The 7,189-nt window shown below is 69.0% G+C and carries 9 protein-coding genes; 4 read left to right on the forward strand and 5 right to left on the reverse strand.

Features of this window, described 5'->3' with window-relative positions:
* From ACILRF_RS13205 to ACILRF_RS13215, 3 genes are all read left to right on the forward strand, one after another.
* Positions 1 to 686, forward strand: a 686-nt coding sequence (locus ACILRF_RS13205) for an efflux RND transporter permease subunit (protein ID WP_395673620.1), incomplete at its 5' end; no start/stop codon positions are given.
* Positions 687 to 816: 130 nt separating this feature from the next.
* Positions 817 to 2,103, forward strand: coding sequence for an adenylosuccinate synthase (locus tag ACILRF_RS13210; protein WP_395673622.1), 1,287 nt, complete (start codon positions 817 to 819; stop codon positions 2,101 to 2,103).
* Positions 2,104 to 2,205: 102 nt separating this feature from the next.
* A complete protein-coding gene (locus ACILRF_RS13215; RefSeq protein WP_395673624.1) occupies positions 2,206 to 3,027 on the forward strand; it encodes a two-component system response regulator in 822 nt (273 codons plus the stop codon).
* On the opposite strand, the gene rpoH is transcribed toward ACILRF_RS13215, so the two are convergent.
* Entirely contained in the window at positions 3,024 to 3,911 is an 888-nt protein-coding gene (gene rpoH / locus ACILRF_RS13220) for an RNA polymerase sigma factor RpoH (protein WP_395673626.1), read from the reverse strand. The two genes, ACILRF_RS13215 and rpoH, sit on opposite strands and share 4 nt — an antisense overlap.
* Before the next feature lie 286 nt (positions 3,912 to 4,197).
* On the opposite strand from rpoH, the gene ACILRF_RS13225 reads away from it, so the two are divergent.
* Positions 4,198 to 4,671, forward strand: a complete 474-nt coding sequence (locus ACILRF_RS13225) for a VOC family protein (protein WP_395673628.1) — start codon at positions 4,198 to 4,200, stop codon at positions 4,669 to 4,671.
* 9 nt (positions 4,672 to 4,680) lie between these two features.
* Here the strand turns inward: ACILRF_RS13225 and ACILRF_RS13230 are convergent, their stop codons facing one another.
* From ACILRF_RS13230 to folE, 4 genes are all read right to left on the reverse strand, one after another.
* A complete protein-coding gene (locus ACILRF_RS13230; RefSeq protein ID WP_395673630.1) occupies positions 4,681 to 5,697 on the reverse strand; it encodes an RluA family pseudouridine synthase in 1,017 nt (338 codons plus the stop codon).
* Positions 5,687 to 6,004 (reverse strand): ferritin, encoded by a 318-nt coding sequence (locus ACILRF_RS13235; protein WP_395673632.1) that lies wholly within the window; start codon positions 6,002 to 6,004, stop codon positions 5,687 to 5,689. The genes ACILRF_RS13230 and ACILRF_RS13235 overlap by 11 nt, the downstream gene beginning before the upstream one ends.
* Positions 6,005 to 6,026: 22 nt before the next feature.
* A complete protein-coding gene (gene hisI / locus ACILRF_RS13240; protein ID WP_395673634.1) occupies positions 6,027 to 6,425 on the reverse strand; it encodes a phosphoribosyl-AMP cyclohydrolase in 399 nt (132 codons plus the stop codon).
* A gap of 84 nt (positions 6,426 to 6,509) precedes the next feature.
* The gene (gene folE / locus ACILRF_RS13245) at positions 6,510 to 7,133 is read right to left on the reverse strand and encodes a GTP cyclohydrolase I FolE (protein WP_395673636.1); all 624 of its coding nucleotides are present in this window, start codon (positions 7,131 to 7,133) and stop codon (positions 6,510 to 6,512) included.
* Positions 7,134 to 7,189: the final 56 nt, after the last annotated feature.

Raw genomic sequence — 7,189 nt, forward strand, 5'->3', positions numbered from 1 at the left:
TGAACGGCGTCGAACTCGGCGTCGCCACCAAGGCGGTCAACAACCTGCCGATCATGAAGAACCTGCCGGCCGGGGTGAAGCCCGGCGCCATCGGCGAGGCCGAGGCGATGGCCGAGATGTTCGGCGGCTTCGTGGTTGCGATCCTGACCGGGGTCGGGATGATCTACGCCGTCCTGGTGCTGCTGTTCCGCTCGTTCTTCAAGCCGCTGGTCATTCTGTCGGCCCTTCCGCTGGCGGTGGCCGGGGCGTTCTTCGCCCTCGGGATGTTCGGCCAGGCGCTGGGCATCCCGGCGCTGATCGGCTTCCTGATGCTGCTGGGTCTGGCGGCCAAGAACTCGATCCTCCTGGTCGAGTACGCCATCGAGGAAGAGCGGGCCGGCAAGAGCCAGCATGAGGCGCTGATCGAGGCCTGCCGCGAGCGCGCCCGGCCGATCGTCATGACCACCGTGGCCATGGCAGCCGGCATGCTCCCGACTGCCTTCGCCCTGGAGAAGGGGGCCGAGTTCCGCCAGCCGATGGCCATCGCGGTGATCGGCGGTCTGATCAGCTCGACCCTGCTTTCCCTGGTGCTGGTGCCGGTGGTCTACGAGTTCGTCGACGACTTCGAGAACTGGCTGCGGCCGCGCCTTGGCCGGTTGATCACGCCGCGCGAGGCGCCGACCACGGTGGTCGAAGAGCGCCCCTGACGCCCGTCGGGGGTTGAGCCGAACGGGCGGGTGGTCTAAACGCCCGCCCGACAATCGATCCAAGACCAGACGCCGAGCACCTGTCGAAGGGCGGCTGGTTTCTCCCGGGCAGGTCGGGAGATCGTATCCAATGGCCAATGTGACCGTCATCGGCGCCCAGTGGGGCGACGAAGGCAAGGGCAAGCTGGTGGACTGGCTGTCCAACCGCGCCGACGTCGTCGTGCGCTTCCAGGGCGGCCACAACGCCGGCCACACGCTGGTGGTGGGGAACCAGACCTACAAGCTCTCCCTGCTTCCCTCCGGCGTTGTCCAGGGCAAGCTGTCGGTCATCGGCAACGGCGTCGTGGTCGATCCCTGGCACCTGCTGAAGGAGATCGACACCCTGGGCGCCCAGGGCGTGAAGATCACTCCCGAACTGCTGGTCCTGGCCGACAACGCCACCCTGATCCTGCCGCTGCATCGCGACCTCGATCAGGCGCGCGAGGCCGCCGCCCAGAACAAGATCGGCACCACCGGCCGCGGCATCGGCCCGGCCTACGAGGACAAGGTCGGCCGCCGCGCGATCCGCGTCGCCGATTTGGCCGACCGGCAAGCGCTGGAGGTCAAAATCGACCGTCTGCTGGCCCACCACACGCCGCTCCGCCGCGGACTGGGCCTGCCGGAATACGACGGCGCCGCCCTGCTGGCCGAGCTCGAGGCCATGGCTCCGAAGATCCTGCCCTTCGCCCGTCCGGCCTGGCTGCTGCTCGACGAAGCGGTGAAGGCCGGCCGCCGGGTGCTGTTCGAGGGGGCGCAAGGCGCCCTCCTGGACGTCGACCACGGCACCTATCCCTACGTCACCTCGTCGAACACCGTCGCCGGCCAGGCGGCGGCGGGCTCGGGCCTGGGGCCGCGCGGCGCGGGCTACGTCCTCGGCATCGTCAAGGCCTACACCACCCGGGTCGGCGAGGGGCCGTTCCCGACCGAACTGAACGACGAGGTCGGCCAGCACCTCGGCGTCGTCGGCCGCGAGGTCGGCACCGTCACTGGCCGCTCGCGCCGCTGCGGCTGGTTCGACGCCGCCCTGGTGCGCCAGTCGGTGGCCCTGAACGGCATCGCCGGCATCGCCCTGACCAAGCTCGACGTGCTCGACGGCCTGCCGACCCTGAAGATCTGCACCGGCTACCGGCTGGACGGTCAGGAGATCGGCCACCTGCCGGCGGGCCTCAAGGCGCAGGCGGCCCTGACGCCGGTCTACGAGGAGCTGGAAGGCTGGAGCGGCACCACCCAGGGCGCCCGCTCCTGGCGCGACCTGCCGGCCGCGGCGGTCAAGTACGTCCGTCGGATCGAGGAGCTGATCGGCGCCCCGGTCGCCCTGCTGTCGACGAGCCCGGAACGCGACGACACCATTCTGGTCCGCGATCCGTTCCAGGATTGACGGAGCGGTCTCTCCCCTCCGCGGCGCGGAGGGGAGAGGGCCATCGCTTCAACGCGATCTTTACCGACCGCTGATATCCCCAGGGTCGGGGAGAAGCGGGCCGTGTTCGCCAATTACGACGACAGGATGATCCAACGCATGGCGCCGATGCTCCGGCGCGTGCTGGTCATCGACCCGCAGGCGACCAGCGGCCGCGTCGTCGGCGAGCTGATGCGCAACATCTCGCGGCCCGAGGTCTGGACCGCCGCCAGCAACGACAAGGCGCTGAAGATGGCCGACAAGGTCAACCCTCAGCTGATCTTCTGTGAACTGGCGAGCGAGGCCGTCGACGGGGTCGGTTTCACCCGCGCCCTGCGCCGTTCGAACCTCGCCTGCCGCAAGGCGCCGGTGATCCTGCTGACCAGCCAGGCCACAGCCGCTTCCATCCTGGCGGCCCGGGACGCCGGCGTGCACGAGTTCCTGCGCCGGCCCTATACGCTGAAGGACCTGCTGAAGCGGCTGGAGGCCGTGACCCTGCATCCGCGCGACTGGGTCGAGGCGGTCGGCTACGTGGGCCCCGACCGGCGCCGGTTCAACTCCGGGGACTACGCGGGGCCGCGCAAGCGCCACACCGACCTTGGCGCGACGCCGCAGGTCGCCCGGATCGCCCAGGCGCTGAAAATCGTGCGTTCGGCCCTCGACGCCTTCGAGGACGACCGCGGGCAGGCGATGCGGGCCCTACAGGCCCAGTCGGACGAGTTGGTGGACGCCGGTCGGCAGGTCGGCGACGAGCGACTGGTCGTCGCCGCCACCGCCTTCGGCCACTATCTGTTCGAGGTCGCGGGCAAGCCGGGGCTGGCGCGCGCGGAGATCGAACGCCGCGCCACGCCGTTGCTCAGCTACCTGCCTCAGATCCGCGACGAGAAGCGGATCGTCCGCCTTTAGGCGTCGACCAGGTTCCGCTCCTCGGCGGCGGCGCGCATCGACTTCTGCAGCTTCTCGAAGGCCCGCACCTCGATCTGCCGGACCCGCTCGCGGCTGACGCCGTATTGCGAGGCCAGTTCCTCGAGCGTGGTCGGCTCGTCCTTCAGGCGCCGTTCGGTCAGGATGTGACGCTCGCGGTCGCTGAGCTCGGTCATCGCCTCTTCGAGCAGGCTCATTCGCAGGGTCTTCTCCTGCGTCTCGGCCACGAGGCTCTCCTGCGAGGGCGTGTCCTCGTCGACCAGCCAGTCCTGCCACTCGCTTTCCGAGTCGGCCCGCAGCGGCGAATTCAGCGAGGCGTCGCCGCCCGCCAGCCGCCGGTTCATCGAGACGACTTCCTCGTCGAGCACGCCGAGCTTGGTGGCGATCTGGCTGACTTGGTCCGGACGCAGATCGCCTTCCTGCAGGGCCTCGATCTCGGACTTGGCCTTGCGCAGGTTGAAGAAAAGCTTCTTCTGCGCCGCCGTGGTGCCCATCTTCACGAGGCTCCAGGACCGCAGGATGTACTCCTGGATCGAGGCGCGGATCCACCACATGGCATAGGTCGCCAAGCGGAAGCCCTTGTCCGGGTCGAACTTCTTCACCGCCTGCATCAGGCCGACGTTGCCCTCGGAGATCACCTCCCCGATCGGCAAGCCGTAGCCGCGGTAGCCCATGGCGATCTTGGCCACGAGGCGCAGGTGGCTGGTCACCAGCTTGTGCGCCGACTGGCTGTCCTGATGTTCCTGCCAGGCCTTGGCCAGCATGAACTCTTCGTCCTTGGCCAGCATGGGAAATTTCCGGATCTCCGAGAGATACCGGCTGAGGCCGCCTTCCGGCGACATCACGGCAAGCGCGTTCGCGGCCATGTTCGTCCCCTCAAATGTCTGCCGGACTTCGGGTCGTCGCGCGAGCCCACGCGACGCCATCCGCCCCCGTCAACCAGCGAGATAGGTACGCGGTTGCGGCTTAGCTAGGCCGTGGGAGGAAAGTCCCGAATATCCGAGTTCCTTAGTGGGACTTTCTACGCCCCGAGTTTGACGGCTTCAAGGCGAGGGAATCTGTCGCCGCTTGCAGAAAGCCGAAATCTGCCGCCGCGCTGTCGGCTGCGGGGGGCGTCGCGCGTCCTACGGACGCAACGCCAGGGAGCCGCACATGCCCAAGATCACCCCGAACCTGTGGTTCGACGGAAACGCCGAAGAGGCGGCCAACTTCTATGTCTCGATCTTCCCGAATTCGAAGGTCGGCGCGATCTTCCGCTACACCGAGGCCGGCCCCGGTCCGGCCGGCGCGGCGGTCACCGTCCAATGGACTCTCGATGGCCAGGAGTTCGTCGGCATCAACGGCGGCCCGCAGTTCCCGTTCACCGAGGCGGTGTCGATGGAGATCCGCTGCCGGGATCAGGCCGAGGTCGACGACTATTGGGAGAAGCTGCTGGCCGGCGGCGGCCGGGAAAGTCAGTGCGGCTGGCTGAAGGACCGCTTCGGCTTCAATTGGCAGGTCGTGCCGCAGCGCCTCATCGACCTGATCGGCGATGAGGACATCCGGGTCGTCGAGCGCGTCACCGCCGCCATGCTGAAGATGGTCAAGCTCGATGTGGCGGCGCTTGAGGCGGCGGCGCGGGGGTAGCGCGAGGGCCTACAGCGTCGCCAGCAACCGCTCCAGCACCGCCATATCGTCCGGCAGCGGGCTTTCGAACCGCAAGGTCTCGCCGGTGACCGGGTGCCGGAAGCCGAGCACCGCGGCGTGCAGGGCCTGGCGCTTCAGACCGGCCTCGGCGATCGCGGCCCGAACCTCCGCCGCCGGGGCTCCCGAGCCGTAGACCGGATCGCCCAGGCAGGGGGCGCCCTTCGAGGCGAGGTGAACGCGGATCTGATGGGTGCGGCCGGTCTCCAACCGGCAGGCGACGCGGGCGGCGAGCGGCTTTTCCTGCCGCCCGAACGCCCGTTCGACCTTGTAGTGCGTGACGGCGTGGCGGCCGCCGGACTTCACGATCGCCATCTTCTTGCGGTCGTGCGTCGAGCGGGCGATGGCGCCCTCGATCGTCCCGCTCGTCGGATGCGGCGCGCCGCGCGTCAGGGCGACGTAGGCCCGCTCGATGTCGTGGGCCGCGAACAGCGCCGACAGGCCTTGGTGGGCGGCGTCGGTCTTGGCGGCGACGACGACGCCGGAGGTCTCCTTGTCGATCCGGTGGACGATGCCCGGCCGCGCCACGCCGCCGATGCCGGAGAGGCCGGCGCCGCAATGGCGCAGCAGCGCGTTAACCAACGTGCCGCTCTCGCTGCCCGGCGCCGGGTGCATGGCCATCCCGGCCGGCTTCTCCAGCACGATCAGGTGCGGGTCTTCGAAGAGGACGTTGAGCGGAATCGCCTCCGGCTTCGGGTCGGCCGGCGCCACCGCAGGGATATCGATCTCATAGGAACCGGCCACCGCGGCCGCCGACCCGGAGGTCAGCGGCCGGCCGGCGATACGGACGCGGCCTTCGGCGATCAGCGCCTGCAGCCGCGCCCGCGACAGGTCCGGCGCCGCAGCGGCGAGCGCCCGGTCGACCCGCTCGCCCGTCTGCTCGGGGGCGAGGGTGACGGTCAGCACCTCGCCGCCGTCGTCCTCCGCGCCCGAGCTCTCGTCCGCCGCGTCGTTCGGCTCAGAGGCCATGTTTCTCGCTGGCGCCTTCCTCGTGCTCCATGATCGAGCCGTCCTTGAACAGGTACTCCTCGAACTGCTCGTGGGCTTCCTTGTCGTTGCGGCGCAGCCACTCCAGGACCATCGCCGCGTGCTCCAGCTCCTCGCGGGCGTTGTGCAGCAGGATCGCCTTCAGCTCGGCGTCGTCGCAATCGTCGGCCCGCTGGCGGTACCAGTCGACGGCCTCCAGCTCCTCGATGATCGAGGTGATGGCGTAGTGCTTGTTCAGCGTGTCCCGCGACAGCTTTTCGCGGGGGACGTGGAGGCCTTCCTTCGACATGTGGGATCTTTACTCCTAAGGGTCAGGGCCGGACGACGAGCTGGCCATCCTCCACAACGCGGTAGAAGCAGGATCGCCTGCCGGTGTGGCACGCGCCCCCGTCGCCCTGCGGCCGGACCTTCAGCAGCACCGCGTCCTGATCGCAGTCGACCCGCACTTCGGCGACCTTCTGCACCTGGCCGCTGGTCGCGCCCTTGTGCCAGAGCTCGCCGCGCGAGCGGCTCCAGTAATGGGCCTCGCCGGTCTCGAGGGTCAGCTTCAAGGCCAAGGCGTTCATCCACGCCAGCATCAGGATCTCGCCGGTCGCCGCGTCGACGGCGATCGCCGCGACCAGGCCGTTGGCGTCGAACCGCGGCGAAAGCTCGGCGCCTTCCTCCAGCGCCTGCTTGGTCTCCGCGACCGGAAAGCTCGTCTCGCTCATGCCCGCCATATGGCGCCGCTGAGGGCGCGGGCGCTAGGGCCGGATTGCTCCCGTTTCCCTACTCCCACGAAGGAATAAAGGCCGCTACCGCCGGTTCACGAAGTCGAGGAACCGCTGGCGCAGGGTCGGGTCGGCCTTGAAGACGCCGGTGAACTGGGTGGTGATGGTGCTGACGTGCCGGTGGTGGACCCCGCGCGTGGTCATGCACTGGTGGGCGGCGTCGATCAGCACGGCGACCCCGGCCGGGCGCAGGCTGTCGGTGATCGCGTCGGCGATCTGCTGGGTCATGGTCTCCTGGGTCTGAAGCCGGCGGGCGAAGATCTCGACCACCTTGGCCAGCTTGGAGATGCCGACCACCCGGTTGGTCGGCATGTAGGCGACATAGGCCTTGCCCAGGAACGGCGCCATGTGGTGCTCGCAGTGGCTCTCCACTTCGATGTCGCGCAGCATGACGATGTCGTCGTAGCCCTGGACGTCCTCGAAGGTCCGCGACAGCTCCTTGGCCGGGTCGAGTTGATAGCCCTCGAACCACTCGGCGTAGGCGTCGACCACGCGCTTGGGCGTATCGAGCACGCCTTCGCGGCGCGGATCATCGCCGGCCCAGGCGATGAGCGTGCGGACGGCCTCCATGGCCTCTTCGCGGCTCGGCCGCTTGACGGGTTCGAGGTCGTCGGAACCCGGCAGGGTCCGGTCGCGGATGGCGTCCATGCGGGGGATGGTCTTTCCTTAGAGGCCGTCGGGTGGCCTAGGCTTTGCGCCGCCTG

This window comes from Phenylobacterium sp., from assembly GCF_044236515.1.
Taxonomy (GTDB): Bacteria; Pseudomonadota; Alphaproteobacteria; order Caulobacterales; family Caulobacteraceae; genus Phenylobacterium.

Bases quoted from the DNA above. Each gene is read 5' to 3' on its own strand.
- rpoH (WP_395673626.1), bottom strand. From the start codon at position 3,911: ATGGCCGCGAACGCGCTTGCCGTGATGTCGCCGGAAGGCGGCCTCAGC.
- hisI (WP_395673634.1), bottom strand. From the start codon at position 6,425: ATGAGCGAGACGAGCTTTCCGGTCGCGGAGACCAAGCAGGCGCTGGAG.
- folE (WP_395673636.1), bottom strand. From the start codon at position 7,133: ATGGACGCCATCCGCGACCGGACCCTGCCGGGTTCCGACGACCTCGAA.
- ACILRF_RS13210 (WP_395673622.1), top strand. From the start codon at position 817: ATGGCCAATGTGACCGTCATCGGCGCCCAGTGGGGCGACGAAGGCAAG.
- ACILRF_RS13225 (WP_395673628.1), top strand. From the start codon at position 4,198: ATGCCCAAGATCACCCCGAACCTGTGGTTCGACGGAAACGCCGAAGAG.
- ACILRF_RS13230 (WP_395673630.1), bottom strand. From the start codon at position 5,697: ATGGCCTCTGAGCCGAACGACGCGGCGGACGAGAGCTCGGGCGCGGAG.
- ACILRF_RS13235 (WP_395673632.1), bottom strand. From the start codon at position 6,004: ATGTCGAAGGAAGGCCTCCACGTCCCCCGCGAAAAGCTGTCGCGGGAC.